Origin of the sequence: Streptomyces sp. NBC_00207 (assembly GCF_045160965.1) — a bacterium.
In the GTDB taxonomy this organism is placed as follows: domain Bacteria; phylum Actinomycetota; class Actinomycetes; order Streptomycetales; family Streptomycetaceae; genus Streptomyces.
The window spans coordinates 7,596,738-7,613,737 of record NZ_CP130715.1 but is presented as its reverse complement, the minus strand read 5'-3'; the positions used below and the strand labels follow the sequence as shown (position 1 = coordinate 7,613,737).

Here is a 17,000-nt window from a genome sequence, read left to right as displayed (position 1 = left end):
GACGGGGCGCCGGACCTACCGGACCCGGGGCCGCCCCCGCTCCATGGGTGGGTGTGCCGACCCGCAGGAGGAGCCATGCCGGCAGGAGCCGTGACCGCAGGAGCACTGACCCCAGGCGCCGTGACCGCAGGAGCACTGACCGCAGCAGCCGTGACCGCAGGTGCCGTGCGCCGCGCCCCCGCTCGCGCCCCGGGCCGCACCGGCGCCGCGGCCGCCGGCCCGGCGGAGGTCCTGGGCCGGCTGCTCGACGGCCGGAGCGGCCTGGGTGCCGCTCCCCCGCGCGCCGGTCGCGGCCCCGCCGGTACGGACAGCCGCACGGGTACCCGTACCGGCACGGGGATCGTCATCCCCCCGCTGTACTGCCCCGACGCCGTACGGGACGACCCGGCGCTGGCCGACGCGGTGAACGGGGAACTCGTCCGGTGGGCCGCCGACATCGGGATCTACGCCGGCCGCCTGGACATGCTGCGCTCGTGCCACTTCGGCCGGCTGATGATGCTCGCGCACCCGGACTGCGACGACGCCGACCGGCTGCTGGCGGCCGCCCGGTGCGGGCTCTCCGAGTGGGCCGTCGACGATCACTGGGCCGACGACGGGGAGGACGCCGACCCGCGGCTGATCGGCCTGCGCCTGGCGCTCGCGCACGCCGTGGTCGACCCGGTGCGGCTGCCGCCGCGCTACGAGCGGCGGTTCGAGGAGCAGGTGGACGCCGAGCCCGTGCTGCGGGCCTTCCGCTCCGCGCTGGAGCATCTCGCCGAGTTCGCCTCCCCCACTCAGGTGACCCGCCTGCGCTACCAGTTGGCGGTGATGTTCGTCGGGTACAACCACGAGGCCGAGTGGCGGACGTCCGCCCGCCGGCCGCCGGTCTGGGAGTACCTGCTGCACCGGTACGAGAACGGCTTCTTCCCCTGCATGGGCCTCACCGATCCGGTCGGCGGGTACGAGGTCCCCGCGCACGAGTTCGCGGATGCGCGGGTGCGGCGCACGTACATGTACGCGGGGGTCGCCAGCTGCCTGCTCAACGACCTGTACTCGATGGCCCGGGAGGACCCCGGCGACACCAGCCTCCCCCGCCTGATCGCTGCCGAGGAGCACTGCTCGCTCCAGGAGGCCGTGAACCTGACGGCCGAGGTCCACGACGAGATCATGCACACCGTCGAGGCGGAGTCGGCCGCCCTGGCCGCCCTCGGCTCGCCCGCGCTGGGCCGCTTCCTGGAGGGGATCTGGAACTGGATGGGCGGGGCGAAGGAGTGGCACGCCACGAGCCCCCGCTACCACGGCCCCGCGGAGGCGGGCACCGCCCGGAAGCCGCGCACCGCGTAGAAGCCGGCTCGCCCCCCCCTGCCCCTGTCCTTGCCCCTCCCCCGGTCTCAGATCTTCCCCGCGACCACCCGGATCCGGTGGCCCAGTGCCCGGCCGAAGGCCTCGGTGAAGCGCGGGTGCAGAGGCGGCCAGTCGTCGAACTCGAAGCCGAGGTGGGCGAGGGCGAAGTAGTCGTCGGTCCAGTTCCACTCCGGAAGCGGAGCGCGGTGGGCGCACGCCGGGCAGTCGAGATCGGCGGCGCCCGTCGCGTACCAGGCGTCGAGGGCCTCGCCGGGCCAGTCGGGGGCGGCACTTCGGCAGTGGGGGCAGAGCGCGGCAGGGGCATCGCCCTGGCCCGCGCAGAAGACCGTACGGCCCACGACGACGCGCAGCTCGTCGCAGGGCTCCTCCTCCAGCCCCTTGAGCCGGGCGCGCCAGTCCCAGGAGACCAGGTCGACCGCCTCCCGCCATTGCGGACCGGCCAGGTACACCACGTCGCCCCGCCAAGGCACCGGGCGGATGAACCCCTCCGCCTCCAGCCACCCCCTGCCGCGCTCGCCCCCGGCGGCCGCCTCCTCCGGCGAGGCGTCCATGTCCACCACGGTCTGCCGATAGGTCCCCACGCCCTCCCCCTTCGCCCGGTGCGGTCGACCCTACTGATCCGGAGACGGTCGCGGCCGACCGGACCGGACCGGAGCTGGCGCGGGCCGTACTCCCGGCGCCGTACGTACGAAGCAGTGCGCCCGATGCCGTACGCGGGTCGGCGCAGGACGCGGCAGGATGCCTCAGCCGAGTCCGCGGACCCGGACCAGCAGCGCCCGCGCGGTGCGGTTGCCCCCGACGCTCTGGAGGCGGCCGCGCAGGCGGCCCACGGCGTCGTCCACCCGCGCCGAGTCCAGCTGGGGCACCGCGTCCAGCATCTCGTGCCAGGTGGCGCAGGCCCGTTCCAGATGGCCCTGGTTCAGGTGGAGTTCGGCGAGCCGTGCCAGGGTGACGGCCCGCGCGCGGCGCTCGCCGGGGGGCCGGTGCCGCAGTGAGGTGCCGAGCGCGGCGATCGCGCCGCGCGCGTCCCCGAGGGCCGCCAGCGCCTCGGCCTGCTGGTGGGCGAGCGCGGCGTGGTGGTAGTCGCCGATGGCCGCCCGCTGCCCGGCCGAGCGCTCCAGCAACCGTTCCGCCTCGCCCAGCCGGGCCACCGCCGCCCGCCGGTCGCCGCAGCCGGCCTCGGCGACCGCCAGCTGCCCGGTGACGAACGCGGCCTGCAGGGTGGGCAGCCGACCCGCCTCCCGGGCGGCCGCCTCCGCCAGCTCCCACGCCTGTTTGCGGTGGCCCAGGTGGTGGGCCTGGACGCTCATGGCCCGCAGTACGGGCGCCCAGCACTGCGGGTCCCCCGCCTCCTGGCCGAGCCGCAGCCCCGCCCGGTAGTACGCCTGGGCCGTGCCCTGCTGGTTGCCGTCGAAGCACAGGAAGCCGGCGGTGTAGGCGAGCCGTGCGGCGCAGCCCAGCAGCCGGTGGCGTACCGCGGGTGCGGCGCCGGCGCGCAGCCAGGGTGCCACGGTGGTGGCGAGGTAGCGGGTCAGGGCGGGCCGGGCCAGGCCGCTGCCGAACATCATGTCGGCGTTGCGGAAGACCGGCAGTACGGCCTCGGCGGCCTCCACGTGGTGCAGCCCGATCCGCCCGGCCGGACGGGCGGCCACCCCGGCTGCTTCCGGCGGCGGCCAGCCGGGGGGCCGCCAGGCGGAGGAGTAGACCGGGATCTCCCCCAGCAGGGCCGCCGCCTCGATGCCGGGTCCGGCCGTCTCCGCGGGGCCCGCGGAGGATCCGGCCACCACCGCCGAGAGGTCCGGGGCGAGGACGTCCGCGGCGTGCGGGCCGGTTCCGGTGCGGTCGCGCACGCGGGTGGCGCCGGCCGGCCGCGCGAGGCCGGTGTCGGCCGGGCTGACGCGCCGTCCGGTACGGCGGCTCAGTGCCTCGGCGGCGAGGGCGACGACGTGCGCGGGAGGCCGGGTGCCGGCCAGCCAGTGGGATATGGAGGTCCGGTCGTAACGCAGGGTGAGGCCGGCCTCGGCGGCGACGCCGTTGACGGCGCGTGCGAAGTCCTGCCCGCTCCAGCGCGCGTCGGTGAGGAGGGTGCGGAGTCGTCCGTTGGGTTCACGCTTGGCCATCAGAACCGCCCAGCTCGTACACGTGTCCATCCATTCAACGCGGTCGGACATTCAACACGGCGGGGCCGGGACGGATGTACCGGGTGAGGCCGTCCTGCCCCTAACTAGACGTGTGCGCCGGGTTGCACACGGTCACACCGCGTGGCCCTGGCGTACGGGAGCACAGCAGATCGCGCGGAGCGGGACCGCCCCTCCCGGTCGCTCCCGCACACCACCCCCCGCACACCACCCCCCGCCCGCCCCCGGAGGGAGCACCGACCGGCAGGACACCCCACCGTCGCGCACGACACCCGCGCCACTCCCAGGAAGACCGACCGAGAGGAAGGCCCGCCATGTCCGTCGACCCCAGCACCGAAGTGAGCGCCGAGCACCCGGCCGCCACCGCCCGGCAGAGCCTGAGCACCGAGGCCGCCCGGAATCTGGCCACCACGACCAAGTCCGCGCCGCAGATGCAGGGGATCAGCTCGCGCTGGCTGCTGAGGATCCTGCCGTGGGTGCAGACCGGCGGCGGCACCTACCGGGTCAACCGCACCGTCAGCTACACCGTCGGCGACGGGCGCATCACCTTCGTGAAGACCGGGACCGAGCTCCGCGTCATCCCGCCGATGCTGCGCGAGCTCGGCATGCTCCGGAACTTCCCCGACGACCAGGTGGTCAAGGCCATCGCCGACCGGTTCGTGAAGGAGGAGTTCCGCAAGGGCGACGTCATCGTCCGGCGCGGCGAGCCCGTCGACAAGATCTTCCTCATCGCCCACGGGCGGATCGAACGGCTCGGCACCGGCGCCTACGGGGACGAGGCGAGCCTGGACGTGCTCAGCGACGGCGACCACTTCGGCCACCATCCGCTGCCCGACGCCCGGTGGGAGTTCACCGCCCGGGCGCAGACGGACGTGGTGACGATGACCTTCAACCGGGGCGACTGGGACGCGGCGCTGAACAGTTCCGCCGCGCTGCGCCGGCACGCCGAGGCGTACCTGGAGGCCGAGCGCGTCGGCCGCCGGGGCAGCGACGCCGTGGACCTGTCCGCCGGCCACACGGGCGAGGTGATGCTGCCCGGCACGTACGTGGACTACGACCTGGACCCGCGCGAGTACGAGCTCAGCGTCGCGCAGACCGTGCTGCGCGTGCACTCCCGGGTCGCCGACCTCTACAACAAGCCGATGAACCAGTCGGAGCAGCAACTCCGGCTCACGGTAGAGGCGTTGAGGGAGCGTCAGGAGAGCGAGCTCGTCAACAACGCGGAGTTCGGGCTGCTGCACAACGCCGACTACGAGCAGCGGGTCTACGCACGTACCGGCCCGCCCACCCCCGACGACATGGACGAACTCCTCAGCCGCCGCCGCGGGTCGCAGTACTTCCTCGCCCACCCGCGCACCATCGCCGCCTTCGGCCGCGAGTGCAGCCGGCGCGGCCTGTACCCGGACAGCGTGGACTTCCAGGGCCACCGGGTCCCGTCCTGGCGGGGGGTGCCGCTGCTGCCCTGCAACAAGATCCCGGTGACGGCGGAGCGGACCAGCTCGATCCTCGTCCTGCGCACCGGCGAGGACAACGAGGGGGTCATCGGACTGCACCCGGTGGGCCTGCCCGACGAGTACCAGCCGGGCCTGTCCGTCCGTTTCATGAACATCAACGAGCAGGCGATCATCTCCTACCTGGTCACCGCCTACTACTCCGCGGCGATCCTGGTGCCCGACGCCGTCGGGGTGCTGGAGAACGTCGAGATCTCCCGATTCGACGACTGAGGGGCCTCGTCATGACCGCACGGCAGGAGAGCGACCGGCAGGAGAGCGACCGGCAGGAGAAGGCTTCGGGGCAGCCCTTCGAGCTGCCCGAGTTCTACCTCCCGCATCCCGCCCGCCTCAACCCCCGTCTGGAGGAGGCCCGGACGCACACCCGCGCGTGGGCCGCGGAGCGGGGGATGCTGGAAGGCTCGGGCGTGTGGGGCCCGGCCGATCTGGAGGCGCACGACTACGCGCTGCTGTGCGCCTACACCCATCCCGAGTGCGACGGCCCGATGCTCTCGCTCGTCACCGACTGGTACGTGTGGGTGTTCTTCTTCGACGACTGGTTCCTGGAGCGGTTCAAGCGCACCGGCGACCGGGCGGCGGGCCGGGCCGCGCTGGAGCGGCTCACGCCGTTCATGCCCGCCGATCCGCGCGCGCCGATGCCCGAGCCCGCCAATCCGGTCGAGGCGGGCCTCGCCGACCTGTGGCGGCGTACGGTGCCGGGCCACTCGCCGGACTGGATCGCGCGCTTCACCCGCACCACCCGTGATCTGCTCGACGAGTCGCTCTGGGAGCTCGACAACATCAGCATCGGCCGGGTGTCGAACCCGATGGAGTACGTCGAACAGCGCCGCAAGGTGGGCGGCGCGCCCTGGTCGGCGGGGATCGTCGAGCACGCGGTGGGCGTGGAGGTGCCCGCGTCGGTCTCCGGGGAGCGGGCGCTGCGGGTGCTGCGCGACTGCTTCGCCGACTCGGTCCACTTCCGCAACGACCTGTTCTCGTACGAGCGGGAGATCGGGAAGGAGGGGGAGCTGAGCAACGGGGTGCTGGTCCTGGAGCGGTTCTTCGGCTGCACGGCCCAGGAGGCCGCCGACCAGCTGAACAACATGATCACCTCGCGGCTCCAGCAGTTCGAGAGCACCTTCTTCACCGAACTGCCCGCGCTGTTCGCGGAGAAGGGCCTCGGCCCGGACGGGATCCTCGCGGTCCTCACCTACGCGCGCGGGCTCCAGGACTGGCAGTCCGGCGGCCACGAGTGGCACATGCGCTCCAGCCGGTACACGAAGACCCGGCCGGGCCGCAGCGATGCGGGCCTGCCCGGGTGGCCGGGCGGCCCCTCCGGGCTGGGCACCACCGGCGCCAACGTCAAGGCGCTGCTGGGGGTGACCGGCGGCGCGCGGCGGTTGCGTCGGCACTCCAACGTCCCGCATCCGGTGGGCCCTTCGGTGATCCCGGAGTTCTACCTGCCGTACCGGAACGTGCTCAACCCGCACCTGGCGGGCGCCCGGGAGCGGCTCATCGAGTGGAACCGGGCGATGGGGATCCTGGACGAGGGCATCTGGTGGGAGGAGAAGGCGCGGGGGTACGACTTCGCGCTGTGCTCGGCGGGCATCGACCCGACGTGCTCGGCGGAGGCGCTGGACATCGGCGCGGGCTGGCTGAGCTGGGGCACGTACGCCGACGACAGCTACCCCCTGCTCTTCGGCGCCCCCCGGGCCCTGGCGGCGGCCAGGGCGCAGACGCAGCGGCTGCGCGCCTGCATGCCGCTCGACCTGTCCGCGCCGCCGACGGCGGTCAACGCGATGGAGCGGGGGCTGGCCGACCTGTGGCGGCGCACGGCCGCGCCAATGGGGACGCGCGGCCGGGAGATGTTCCGCTCGGCCATGGACCAGGTGCTGGACAGCTGGCTGTGGGAGCTGGACAACCAGGCGGCCAACCGGGTCCCGGACCCGGTGGACTACCTGGAGATGCGCCGGGTGACCTTCGGGTCGCCGATGACGATCTCGCTGGCGCGGATGGCGCACATGGACGTGGTTCCGGAGGAGGTCTACGCGAGTTCGGCCGTGCAGTCCCTGCAGGCGGCGGCCTTCGACTACACGGCGGTCATGAACGACGTGTTCTCGTACCAGAAGGAGGCGGAGTACGAGGGCGAGCTGCACAACCTGCTGATCGTCGTGGAGAACTTCTTCGACTGCGACTACCCGACGGCGCTGCGGGTCGTGAACGACCTGATGACCTCGCGGATGAAGCAGTTCGAGCACGTGGTGGCCAACGAACTCCCCGTCGTGTACGCGGACCACGGGCTGGACGCGCCGGCCCGCGCGGCCATGGACCGCCACGTGGACGAGCTGAAGCAGTGGATCGCGGCGATCGCCTGCTGGCACGCACAGACGCGGCGGTACCGGGAGGAGGACCTGAAACGCCACCACGCGCACCGCCCGGCCGTGGCGGCGGGCGCCGTGACGCCGAATCCGCCGGGCCGGGGCCGGCTGCTGCCCCCGGCTCCTCATCTCCCCGTGTGGGCCTGACCTGCGGGGCTCCGGAGCCACTCGCCGGAATGCGACATTCCCCTGGTCTTACGGCGCAAGTGGCGCATAATCATCGACACGCGGCTCGATTGAACCCTCTTGCCGCGCGTGGTCACGCATGCGATGGGGGGCCATCGTGCCAATGAGGGAATTGCGAAAAACGATCATGCTTCCGGCAACATCCAGTGAAATGTCCCGCCTGCTCACCGCCGTCCGGCGGGGACGGGTACTGACCGTGGCGGGGGGCCTGCGCGAGCCGCGGAGCCTGCTGGTGCGGGAGATCGCGAGGCGCCTCGCGTCCAACTTCTACGACGGGGTGGCCGTCGTCGCCATGGACCCGCTCCACGGCGGCTACGGCATCCGCGAGCTGACGGCCGAGCTGCGCTGCGTACCCGACATGCCCGCGCCTCCGGGCGGGACGGCGAACGCCGCCTCGTGGCTGGCCGAACGGGACATGCTGCTCGTCCTGGACGGCGCGGAGCTGCTCGGCCCGGACGCCCTGGCCTGGCTGCGGAACCTGCTGTGCGTGGCCCCCGGGCTGCGCATCCTGGCCGCCGGGCGCTCCCCGCTGGCCTTCGAGCAGGAACGGATCCACCGTCTCTGAGCCGCGGGCTCCGGGCGTCAGTCGAGCTGCCGGCCGAGCTCGCGCCACACCGGGGCCGGGCAGCGCCCCTGGGGCCGCGAGGTGAGGAACATCCGGTAGTCGACACGGCGCGGCGGCAGGCCGCTCTCCACCCAGTGGTCGCGGCCGGAGTGCTTGTCCCAGCCGTCGTTCGGCATCCGGATGTGGTCGGAGCGCCCATCCTTGTCCTTGCTGGTGATCTGGGCGACCTCGGCGTGGTCGGCGTGGGCCGCCAGCACCACGCAGTAGTGGCGCAGCTGCCGCGCCGGGTCCTCGCGCAGCGGCACCATGGCCAGCCAGATCTCCCCGGGGGCCGGGCGCCGGGGGGACGCGGCGACGGGCCGGCCGCTCCGGGAGGCGTCCCAGCGGCGGACCGCGACGACGAAGGCGAGGGCCACCAGAGCGGCGGCCGCGCTCTGCGCCGCGGCGCGGACGTTCCACACCGGGTGGTCGCCGACCTTGCTCTCCGTCCACCACAGCGCCGCGGCCACCAGGGCGAGCAGACCCGCCGCCCGGGCCGGGACCAGCCACCACAACCACGGCCTGCGCCGGCTCGCGAAGAACGCCAGGACCAGGGCCACGACGACCGGAACGGCATAGGCGACGAGGTACTGCGCGAAGCCGTGCATCTGCTGCGGCGGCGTCTGCTCCGCCAGCAGATCGGGCAGTGCGAGCGGCACGGCCAGCAGATATCCGACCGTGGGCAGGACGAACACCACGAGCAGGAGCCCCACGCATCCGATGCCGGCGCACGACGTGTCGGAGCGACGTCCCACAGATCCCCCTCGAGGTCACGGACCGCGAACGCTAGCGCAGGGCCCCCTCCCCGGCCACCGGGTCCGGGATACGGGTCCGCCCCGGCCGGGCGCGATGCCGACCGGGGCGGAACTCGTACGGCTGCCTGCCGCCGGGCCGGGGGTCAGCCCAGGGTGGCGATGGCCTGGTTGAAGGTCGCGGACGGGCGCATGATCGCCGCGGCCTTCGTGGCGTTGGGCTGGTAGTACCCGCCGATGTCGGCCGGGGAGCCCTGCACCGCGATCAGCTCGGCGACGATGGTCTGCTCCTGCTCGCCCAGCGTCTTGGCGAGCGCGTCGAAGGCCGCGGCCAGCTCGGCGTCGTCGGTCTGCTTGGCCAGCTCCTGCGCCCAGTACAGGGCGAGGTAGAAGTGGCTGCCGCGGTTGTCGATGCCGCCCAGCTTGCGGCTCGGCGACTTGTCCTCGTTGAGGAAGGAACCGGTCGCGCGGTCCAGGGTGTCGGCCAGCACCTGGGCGCGGGCGTTGCCGGTGGTGGTGGCGAGGTGCTCGAAGGAGACGGCCAGCGCGAGGAACTCACCGAGGGAGTCCCAGCGCAGGTAGTTCTCCTTGACCAGCTGCTGGACGTGCTTCGGGGCGGAGCCGCCGGCGCCCGTCTCGAAGAGGCCGCCGCCGTTCATCAGCGGGACGACCGACAGCATCTTGGCGCTGGTGCCCAGCTCCAGGATCGGGAAGAGGTCGGTCAGGTAGTCGCGCAGCACGTTGCCGGTCACCGAGATGGTGTCCTCGCCGCGGCGGATGCGCTCCAGGGAGTACGCGGTGGCCTTGACCGGGGAGAGGATCTCGATGGTCAGACCCTCGGTGTCGTGCTCGGCGAGGTACGTCTTGACCTTGGCGATCAGCTGCGCGTCGTGCGCGCGGTCCTCGTCCAGCCAGAAGACGGCCGGGACGCCGGTGGCGCGGGCGCGGGTGACGGCGAGCTTGACCCAGTCCTGGATCGGCAGGTCCTTGGTCTGGCAGGCGCGGAAGATGTCACCGGCGGCGACCTCCTGCTCCAGGACCGTGTTGCCCGCGGCGTCGACGACGCGGACGGTGCCCGCGGCGGCGATCTCGAAGGTCTTGTCGTGGCTGCCGTACTCCTCGGCCTTCTGGGCCATGAGGCCGACGTTCGGCACCGAGCCCATCGTGGACGGGTCGAAGGCGCCGTGGGCGCGGCAGTCGTCGACGACGACCTGGTACACACCGGCGTAGCTGCTGTCCGGGAGGACGGCGAGGGTGTCGGCCTCGGCGCCGTCCGGGCCCCACATGTGGCCGGAGGTGCGGATCATGGCCGGCATCGAGGCGTCGACGATGACGTCGGACGGCACGTGCAGGTTGGTGATGCCCTTGTCGGAGTCGACCATCGCCAGGGCCGGGCCCTCGGCGATCTCGGCGTCGATGGACGCCTTGATCGCGTCGCCGTCGGGCAGCGCGCCCAGGCCGTTCAGGATGGCGCCGAGGCCGTCGTTGGGCGACAGGCCGGCGGCGGCGAGGGTCTCGCCGTAGCGGGCGAACGTCTTCGGGAGGAAGGCGCGGACCACGTGGCCGAAGATGATCGGGTCGGAGACCTTCATCATCGTGGCCTTGAGGTGCACGGAGAACAGCACGTCCTCGGCCTTGGCACGCTCGATCTGGTCGTTCAGGAAGGTGCGCAGGGCGTCGACGTGCAGGACGGACGCGTCCACGACCTCACCGGCGAGGACCGGTACGGAGTCGCGCAGGACGGTGGTGGCGCCGTCGGCGGCGACGTGCTCGATGCGGAGCGTGCCGGCCTCGGCGATCACTGCGGACTTCTCGGTGGAGCGGAAGTCGTTCGCGCCCATGGTGGCGACGTTCGTCTTCGACTCGGGGGTCCAGGCGCCCATGCGGTGCGGGTGCGCCTTGGCGTAGTTCTTGACCGAGGCGGGGGCGCGGCGGTCGGAGTTGCCCTCGCGCAGGACCGGGTTGACGGCGCTGCCCTTGACCTTGTCGTAGCGGGCGCGGATCTCGCGCTCCTCGTCGGTCTTCGGGTCGTCCGGGTAGTCCGGGAGGGCGTAGCCCTGGCCCTGGAGCTCGGCGACCGCGGCCTTGAGCTGCGGGATCGACGCCGAGATGTTGGGCAGCTTGATGATGTTGGCCTCGGGGGTCTTCGCCAGCTCACCGAGCTCGTGGAGGGCGTCGGCGATCCGCTGGCTCTCCTCCAGGTGCTCGGGGAAGCTGGCGATGATCCGACCGGCCAGGGAGATGTCACGGGTCTCGACATTCACACCGGCCGTCGACGCGTATGCCTGGATCACAGGCAGGAAGGAATACGTCGCGAGGGCCGGGGCCTCGTCAGTGTGCGTGTAGATGATGGTCGAGTCAGTCACCGGATGCTCCGCTCCACAGTCTGCGTCTCTCGTCTGCAACATTGCTCGACATCAAGATATCTCGTGATCGGGCCGGTCTGGACAGCCCCCTGCCGCCAGTCCGGGAGACGCGTGTCACGCGGACCCCCCGAACGGCGAAAAGCGCCGCCCCGGCTGTTCCCAGCCGGGGCGGCGCTCAGCCGTGAAGGCTTGCGGGCCAGGTCAGGCCTGGACGGCCTTCGGGTTCACGCCATACTGGTTCGGCTGGTCCTCACCGGCGGTCGCCAGCAGGACGATGAGCCAGATGAAGCCGACGAGCGGCACGAAGTTGATGAGGACCCACCAGCCGGACTTGCCGGTGTCGTGCAGACGACGCACGGTCACACCGAGGTTCGGGAGGAAGGTGCCGAGGGCGTAGAGCAGGTAGAGCCACGGCGAGGTGCCGAGCACGGCGTCCAGGATCGCGGTGATGATCAGCGCGGCGATCTGGAAGAGGAAGAACATCCAGTACTCCTGGCGGCGGGCGCGGCCGGAGAAGTCGGCGTACTTCTTCAGAACGTCGAGGTAGTAGTTCATGGGTCCCCCCAGAGGACGGTTGGTCGGCCCGTCCTGCTGGAGCAAGCCGGGGCAGAACTTATGCCCCCCTTACGTCGCGGTCAAGCCAGTTGACGCGAAGCCAAATCGGCTGGACAGGAAGATTTCCGGCATCGAATCTGCGACTGGGGAGCACAGGAGTGGTGCTGTGTACCCGGAAGTCCGAAAAGTCCATCCCACGCGCCTACTTGACACCCCGGCAGCCGCCTCGATCGTTACCCACATCGTTACCGCACCGCGACACCGCGGCCCGGGCCGCCGGGAGGAGGGTCCGGCCCGGGCCGCGGCGGGCGTCAGCCGATGTGGAAGGAGTCCCCGTAGACCTTCCAGTCGAGCGGGGTGTTGAGGTTCAGGTTGCCCTTCTTGAGGAAGACCCGCTGCGCGGTGTCGACGCGGCTGGTGTCGCTGTGCGCCTCCTCCTGCTTCATCGCCCAGACCCTGGCGTCGAGAAAGGCGTTGAGGTACGCGGTCTCGTTGCCGCCCTGGGACGGGGGCTTGGCCTTGGACAGGGCGCGCTTGCGGATGTTGCGGAAGCTGGTGGAGTCGGTGCCGTCACCGTGCATGACGATGGCGTCGTAGTAGATGAACTGGCCGAGCACGCCGATCCCGTCGGACTTGCCCTGCTGCACGGACGGGTTGAAGTAGACCCGGTCGCGCTCGTGGTCCTGGGCCTTCCTGAACTCGGCGTCCTGGGCCGCCTTCGCCCAGTCCTTGGTGAAGTTCGGGTCGAGGCCGGCGTGGGAGTCGCTGCCGTCGACCCTGCGCAGGGCGGGCAGGTACTTGGCGAGCACGTTGCCCGGCTTGACCTGGGTGTAGTACTCGACGAGGTCGAGCATGTCGCCGGTGCCGGAACAGAAGCCGATGATGCCGGCCGTGTAGCCGCGACCGTCGTCTATGTCCTCTATGTACTTGTACTGCGCCTTCCAGTCCAGCGAGGAGTTCTCCGCACTGGAGACGATCTTCATGGCGATCTCCTTCTTCGCCGGATCGTCGAGTCCTGCGGCCGCTGCCGCCGAGGTCTCCGCCACGGGGGCGGGGGCCGCGGTGGCATGGGCGGCGACGGGGACGGCGATGAGCGCACTGCCGAGCAGTGCGCCGATCGCGAGCATCTTGCGGTGGGGGGTGAACACAAGGCCTCCGTGGGGTAGTTGAGGCGTCCCTACTTCGTTAGGAAACTTTACTACCAGAGCTGACGACAGCTCAAGACCCGTGCGTCACACGGCGATCGCCGCGACCGCCCCCGCTCCGCGTCAGGCCCGGCGTGCGAGACGGACCGTCAGTTCCCGCTTGGCGTCCGGCCATTCGGGACGCGTGATGCTGTAGACCGCGCTGTCGCGGATCCAGCCGTCGCGCATCACCATGTGGTGGCGCAGGACTCCTTCGTGCGTCGCGCCGAGCCCTGATATCGCCGCCCGCGACCTGCTGTTGCGCACGTCGGTGAGGAACTCGACGCGGTTCATCCCCATGCCCTCGAAGGCGTGCGTGAGCATGAGCAGCTTGGCCTCGGTGTTCACGCCCGTCCCCTGCCAGGTCCCGCCGAGGAAGGTGAAGCCGATCTCCAGCCGCCGGTACGCCGTGTTGATGGCCATGAGCCGGGTCGAGCCGGCGATCCGGCCCGTCGCGACGTCCACCGTGGCGTACGCGATCTGCGTGCCCTGCGCCCGCGCCGCCAGCGCGTCGTCGATGAATCCGCGCACCTCGTCGGGGTGGGGGACGATCGTCACCGGGAGCTCCCACAACCTCCCGTCCCGGACCGCCTCGCACAGGCCGTCGTGGTGCCGGTGCGCGAGCGGCTCCAGCCGGACCCGGTCGCCCGCGAGCCCGTCGGCCGCCCCTCCTTCTGCCGTGCCGCCGTCCCGCTGCGCCGTCGTCCGCTCCATGTGCGACCCGCCCGTTCCCTGTCGATGATCGGTGACAGGCGGACCCTATCCGGCGTCCGCGCCTGCCTCATCGGGGATTTCGCAGGTCAGAGCCAGCCGTTGCGCCGGAAGCCGCGGTGGATCACGAAGCAGGCGAGCGCCATGACGCCGAGGACGAGCGGATAGCCGTAGGTCCAGTGCAGTTCGGGCATGTGGTCGAAGTTCATGCCGTAGACCCCGCAGACCATGGTGGGGACGGCGACGATGGCCGCCCACGCCGTGATCTTGCGCATGTCCTCGTTCTGGGCGACGGTCACCTGGGCGAGGTGCGCCTGGAGGATGGAGTCGAGCAGGTTGTCGTAGGCGCCGATCTGCTCGGTCGCCCGGGTCAGGTGGTCGGCCACGTCCCGGAAGTACGCCCGGATCTCCGGCGGGATGACCGGTATCGGCTGCGTGGCCAGCTGCTCCAGGGGGCGGCTCAGCGGCGCAACCGCACGCCGCAGCTCCAGGAGTTCGCGCTTGAGCTGGTAGATCCGACCGGCGTCGCCGCGGCCGCCGTTCTCGCTGAACACCGCCGTCTCGACGGAGTCGATGTCGTTCTGCACGGCGTCCGTCACGGCCACGTAGTCGTCGACCACGTGGTCGGCCATGGCGTGCAGAACCGCCGCGGGCCCCTTGGCCAGCTGGTCCGGGGAGGCCTCCAGCTCCTCGCGGACCGGGCCGAGCGTGCCGCTGCCGCCGTGCCGGATGGTGATGACGAAGTCCTCGCCGGTGAAGGCCATCAGCTCGCCGGTGTCCACGACCTCGCTGGTCGCGGTCAGCTCCTCGTGCTCCACGTACCGCACCGTCTTGAAGACCGAGAACAGCGTGTCGTCGTAGCGCTCGACCTTGGGACGCTGGTGCGCGTTCACGGCGTCCTCGACCGCGAGCGGGTGCAGGCCGAACAGTTCGGCGAGCCCGGCGAGCTCGGACTGGGCCGGCTCGTGCAGGCCGATCCAGACGAAGCCGTCGCCCGCCTTGCGGACCCGGCGCAGCGCCTCCTCGACCTCCGCGCAGTCCTCCTGCCGCACGCCGTCCCGGTAGACGATGCAGTTGACCACCGCGCTGCCGAGCGGGGAGCGGGCCGGGTGGCTGAGGTCGACGGCCCGCCGGTAGCCGCGGCGCACGGCCCGGCGCAGGTTGCTGAACATGGACAAGGACGTACTCCCCTTCGGCGGTTCAGCGGCCAGTCTGCCATCGCCGCCGGGGCGCCCCCGCCGGGCCTCCGGCCTCAGGTCCGGTCGATGAACACGCTCGTCGACTTCACCCGCGCCGTGGCCCGCGCCCCCACCTCCAGCCCGAGCTCCTCCACCGCCTCGCGCGTCAGCAGCGAGACGATGCGGTGCGGCCCGGCCTGGATCTCCACCTGCGCGTCGACCGTGCCCAGCTTCACGCCGGTGACGATCCCCGGGAAGGCGTTGCGCGCCGAGGTGTACGGGGCCTCCTCGCCGTCGCCGGCCTCCTGTGCGGCCTCGACGCAGAAGGCGGCCAGGTCCGGACCGTCCACCATCCGCCGTGTGCCCTCCCGGCGAGTGGGGAACCGTTCCGCGTCCGCCCAGCGGCGGGCCGTGTCGACGCTGACGCCGAGCATCCGGGCAGCCTGTCCGATCGTGTAGGACTCCATGGTCGGCAGCTTAGAGCCCCCGGTGCGGGGGGCTGCGCAGGGCCTCCCGGGCCGCCGCCGCGACCACCTCCGCCACCGTCGACAGGGCCGGCGAGTCGAGCTTCCACTGCTGCCAGTACAGCGGCACGTCCATCGGCCGCAGGGGCTCCAGGAGCACCAGTTCCCCCGTCCGCACCAGCGGCCGTGCCTGCTGTTCCGGCACCAGCCCCCACCCCAGTCCCGCGACCACCGCGTCGCGGAACCCCTCCGAGGTCGGAATGTGGTGCCGTACCTTTCCCGCCCCGGCTGCCGGGTCCCCCGTCAGCGACCGGACGAAGGCGTCCTGGAGGTCGTCCTTGCGGTCGAACACGATCGTCGGCGCCTCCCGCAGATCGCGCTCCGGCGCCCCCGTCAGGTACCGGGCCGCGAACCGGGGGCTCGCCGTCGGCAGGTACCGCGCCAGGCCCAGCAGCCGTACGCTGCACCCCGCCACCGGGTCCGGTGAGGAGGTCACCGCCGCCATGACCTGCCCCTCCCTCAGCAGCGCCGTCGTGTGCGACTCGTCCTCGCGGTGCAGTTCGATGCAGACCGGCGGATCCTGCGGCACGCGGGTCAGGGCCGGCAGGAACCAGGTGGCGAGGGAGTCCGCGTTCACGGCGATCGGCAGCCGCACCGGGCCGGTCCCGTCGGCCATGCCCAGCTCGGCCCGCGCGTCCCGCTCCAGCCGGGCCAGCTGCCGGGCGAAGCGGACCACCACCTCCCCCGATTCCGTCGCCCGCACCGGTTTCGTCCGCATCAGCAGCACGCGGCCGGTCCGCTGCTCCAGCGCCTTGACCCGCTGGCTGACCGCGGAGGGGGTCACGTGCAGGGCGGCGGCCGCCGCGTCGAAGGTGCCCTCGTCCACCACCGCGAGCAGCGTGCGCACCTGGTCCAGAGGAAGCTCGTCCATCACGAGCGCTAATGGTACGTAAAAATCATTAGCTGTACTGAACAGACTTCGCTGCCTACGGTCGACGACATGACACACGGCACCCTGACCGCGGCCCTCGCCGGCTTCGGCACCGGCTTCTCCCTCCTCGTCGCCATCGGCGCGCAGAACGCCTTCGTCCTCCGCCAGGGCGCGCGCCGCCACGCGGTCCTCGCCGTGGTCGCCATCTGCGCCGTGTCCGACGCGCTCCTCATCTCCCTCGGCGTCGCCGGCGTCGGCGCCTTCGTCACCGCCTGGCCGGCCGCCCTGACCGCGGTCGGCCTGGCCGGGGGCCTCTTCCTGGTCGGCTACGGAGTCCTGGCCGCCCGCCGGGTGCTGCGCCCCGTCCCGGGCGCCGCCCTCACTGCGGAGGGGGCCGCCGCCGGATCCGGCCGCCGGGCCGTACTGACCTGCCTGGCCATGACCTGGCTCAACCCGCACGTGTACCTGGACACCGTCCTGCTCGTCGGCTCCCTGGCCGCCGACCGCGGGGACCTGCGGTGGGCCTTCGGCATCGGGGCCGTCCTGGCCAGCCTGACCTGGTTCGTCAGCCTGGGGTACGGGGCCCGGCTGCTGACCGGCCTGCTCGCCCGCCCGTCGTCCTGGCGGGTGCTGGACGGGCTCGTCGCGGCGACGATGGTCACCATGGGCGGCCTGCTGCTGGCCCGGGCCTGAGCCGCATGTCGGCGGCGGGCACCGGC

Annotated in this window: 15 protein-coding genes; 5 read left to right on the top strand and 10 right to left on the bottom strand. The window is 72.1% G+C overall.

The window, feature by feature from the left end; all coding sequences use genetic code 11:
• Nucleotides 1-75: 75 nt before the first annotated feature.
• A complete protein-coding gene (locus OG472_RS35360) occupies nucleotides 76-1,323 on the top strand; it encodes a family 2 encapsulin nanocompartment cargo protein terpene cyclase (RefSeq protein WP_405942407.1) in 1,248 nt (415 codons plus the stop codon).
• A 47-nt stretch (nucleotides 1,324-1,370) separates the two neighbouring features.
• On the opposite strand, the gene OG472_RS35355 is transcribed toward OG472_RS35360, so the two are convergent.
• Nucleotides 1,371-1,925, bottom strand: a complete 555-nt coding sequence (locus tag OG472_RS35355; RefSeq protein WP_401605121.1) for a hypothetical protein — start codon at nucleotides 1,923-1,925, stop codon at nucleotides 1,371-1,373.
• A 162-nt stretch (nucleotides 1,926-2,087) separates the two neighbouring features.
• Nucleotides 2,088-3,464: a hypothetical protein gene (locus tag OG472_RS35350; RefSeq protein ID WP_405832951.1), complete on the bottom strand. Its 1,377-nt coding sequence runs from the start codon at nucleotides 3,462-3,464 to the stop codon at nucleotides 2,088-2,090.
• A gap of 332 nt (nucleotides 3,465-3,796) precedes the next feature.
• On the opposite strand from OG472_RS35350, the gene OG472_RS35345 reads away from it, so the two are divergent.
• The 3 genes from OG472_RS35345 to OG472_RS35335 all read left to right on the top strand — a co-directional run bounded on the left by OG472_RS35345 (nucleotide 3,797) and on the right by OG472_RS35335 (nucleotide 8,101).
• The gene (locus OG472_RS35345) at nucleotides 3,797-5,206 is read left to right on the top strand and encodes a family 2B encapsulin nanocompartment shell protein (protein ID WP_401605116.1); all 1,410 of its coding nucleotides are present in this window, start codon (nucleotides 3,797-3,799) and stop codon (nucleotides 5,204-5,206) included.
• A gap of 11 nt (nucleotides 5,207-5,217) precedes the next feature.
• Entirely contained in the window at nucleotides 5,218-7,497 is a 2,280-nt protein-coding gene (locus tag OG472_RS35340; protein WP_401605114.1) for a terpene synthase family protein, read from the top strand.
• A 190-nt stretch (nucleotides 7,498-7,687) separates the two neighbouring features.
• On the top strand, nucleotides 7,688-8,101 hold the full coding sequence (locus OG472_RS35335) for a hypothetical protein (RefSeq protein WP_383572657.1): 414 nt from the start codon (nucleotides 7,688-7,690) through the stop codon (nucleotides 8,099-8,101).
• 17 nt (nucleotides 8,102-8,118) lie between these two features.
• On the opposite strand, the gene OG472_RS35330 is transcribed toward OG472_RS35335, so the two are convergent.
• The 8 genes from OG472_RS35330 to OG472_RS35295 all read right to left on the bottom strand — a co-directional run bounded on the left by OG472_RS35330 (nucleotide 8,119) and on the right by OG472_RS35295 (nucleotide 16,281).
• Entirely contained in the window at nucleotides 8,119-8,895 is a 777-nt protein-coding gene (locus tag OG472_RS35330; RefSeq protein ID WP_405832947.1) for a hypothetical protein, read from the bottom strand.
• A 143-nt stretch (nucleotides 8,896-9,038) separates the two neighbouring features.
• On the bottom strand, nucleotides 9,039-11,258 hold the full coding sequence (locus OG472_RS35325; RefSeq protein ID WP_405942406.1) for an NADP-dependent isocitrate dehydrogenase: 2,220 nt from the start codon (nucleotides 11,256-11,258) through the stop codon (nucleotides 9,039-9,041).
• A 201-nt stretch (nucleotides 11,259-11,459) separates the two neighbouring features.
• Complete coding sequence (locus OG472_RS35320) at nucleotides 11,460-11,813, bottom strand: DUF805 domain-containing protein (protein ID WP_383572648.1); 354 nt, start codon at nucleotides 11,811-11,813, stop codon at nucleotides 11,460-11,462.
• Between the two features lie 311 nt (nucleotides 11,814-12,124).
• Nucleotides 12,125-12,940 (bottom strand): chitosanase, encoded by an 816-nt coding sequence (locus OG472_RS35315; RefSeq protein ID WP_405943228.1) that lies wholly within the window; start codon nucleotides 12,938-12,940, stop codon nucleotides 12,125-12,127.
• A gap of 141 nt (nucleotides 12,941-13,081) precedes the next feature.
• Nucleotides 13,082-13,711 carry a GNAT family N-acetyltransferase gene (locus OG472_RS35310; RefSeq protein ID WP_405942405.1) on the bottom strand — a complete coding sequence of 210 codons (630 nt, stop codon included), beginning with the start codon at nucleotides 13,709-13,711 and terminating at the stop codon, nucleotides 13,082-13,084.
• A gap of 86 nt (nucleotides 13,712-13,797) precedes the next feature.
• Nucleotides 13,798-14,880: a magnesium/cobalt transporter CorA gene (gene corA, locus OG472_RS35305; RefSeq protein WP_401606409.1), complete on the bottom strand. Its 1,083-nt coding sequence runs from the start codon at nucleotides 14,878-14,880 to the stop codon at nucleotides 13,798-13,800.
• Between the two features lie 80 nt (nucleotides 14,881-14,960).
• Nucleotides 14,961-15,353: a TOBE domain-containing protein gene (locus OG472_RS35300; RefSeq protein WP_319722527.1), complete on the bottom strand. Its 393-nt coding sequence runs from the start codon at nucleotides 15,351-15,353 to the stop codon at nucleotides 14,961-14,963.
• A 10-nt stretch (nucleotides 15,354-15,363) separates the two neighbouring features.
• Nucleotides 15,364-16,281, bottom strand: a complete 918-nt coding sequence (locus OG472_RS35295; RefSeq protein WP_405942404.1) for a LysR family transcriptional regulator ArgP — start codon at nucleotides 16,279-16,281, stop codon at nucleotides 15,364-15,366.
• A gap of 69 nt (nucleotides 16,282-16,350) precedes the next feature.
• On the opposite strand from OG472_RS35295, the gene OG472_RS35290 reads away from it, so the two are divergent.
• Nucleotides 16,351-16,974: a LysE/ArgO family amino acid transporter gene (locus tag OG472_RS35290; RefSeq protein WP_401605103.1), complete on the top strand. Its 624-nt coding sequence runs from the start codon at nucleotides 16,351-16,353 to the stop codon at nucleotides 16,972-16,974.
• Nucleotides 16,975-17,000: the final 26 nt, after the last annotated feature.